Consider the following 652-nt stretch of genomic DNA (forward strand, 5'->3'; position numbering starts at 1 on the left):
ATGTCATATTGAAAATTGGAGCGGAAGACGGGATTCGAACCCGCGACCCCAACCTTGGCAAGGTTGTATTCTACCACTGAACTACTTCCGCAAGACATGTATGAGTTATTTTATTAAAAGTGCGGGTGAAGGGAGTCGAACCCCCACGCCAAAGGCGCTAGATCCTAAGTCTAGTGCGTCTGCCAATTCCGCCACACCCGCATGTTTTATTAAAAATGGTGAGCCATGAAGGATTCGAACCTTCGACCCTCTGATTAAAAGTCAGATGCTCTACCAACTGAGCTAATGGCTCTTAATGGCTGGGCTAGCTGGATTCGAACCAGCGCATGACGGAGTCAAAGTCCGTTGCCTTACCGCTTGGCTATAGCCCATTAATTAAGAATGGTGGAGGGGGGCAGATTCGAACTGCCGAACCCGAAGGAGCGGATTTACAGTCCGCCGCGTTTAGCCACTTCGCTACCCCTCCGACATATATGGTGGAGGATGACGGGATCGAACCGCCGACCCCCTGCTTGTAAGGCAGGTGCTCTCCCAGCTGAGCTAATCCTCCATTTTGCCTGGCAACGTCCTACTCTCACAGGGACAAGGTCCCAACTACCATCGGCGCTAGAGAGCTTAACTTCCGTGTTCGGTATGGGAACGGGTGTGACCT

Annotated in this window: 6 tRNA genes and 1 rRNA gene; all 7 read right to left on the reverse strand. The window is 51.8% G+C overall.

The features are described 5' to 3' along the window. Nucleotides 1–16 precede the first annotated feature (16 nt). Nucleotides 17–91 (reverse strand) — tRNA-Gly (locus tag ACTJJY_RS31940). 29 nt (nucleotides 92–120) lie between these two features. After that, a tRNA-Leu gene (locus tag ACTJJY_RS31945) sits at nucleotides 121–201 on the reverse strand. Between the two features lie 15 nt (nucleotides 202–216). Further along, nucleotides 217–292, reverse strand: a tRNA-Lys gene (locus tag ACTJJY_RS31950). A 4-nt stretch (nucleotides 293–296) separates the two neighbouring features. Continuing rightward, nucleotides 297–371, reverse strand: a tRNA-Gln gene (locus tag ACTJJY_RS31955). 11 nt (nucleotides 372–382) lie between these two features. Continuing rightward, nucleotides 383–466: transfer RNA gene (locus ACTJJY_RS31960), tRNA-Tyr, on the reverse strand. An 8-nt stretch (nucleotides 467–474) separates the two neighbouring features. Beyond that, a tRNA-Val gene (locus ACTJJY_RS31965) sits at nucleotides 475–550 on the reverse strand. Between the two features lie 5 nt (nucleotides 551–555). Further along, nucleotides 556–652, reverse strand: a 5S ribosomal RNA gene (gene rrf, locus ACTJJY_RS31970); the annotation flags it as partial.

Origin of the sequence: Bacillus sp. 22475 (assembly GCF_052044835.1) — a bacterium.
GTDB lineage: Bacteria > Bacillota > Bacilli > Bacillales > Bacillaceae_G > Bacillus_A > Bacillus_A cereus.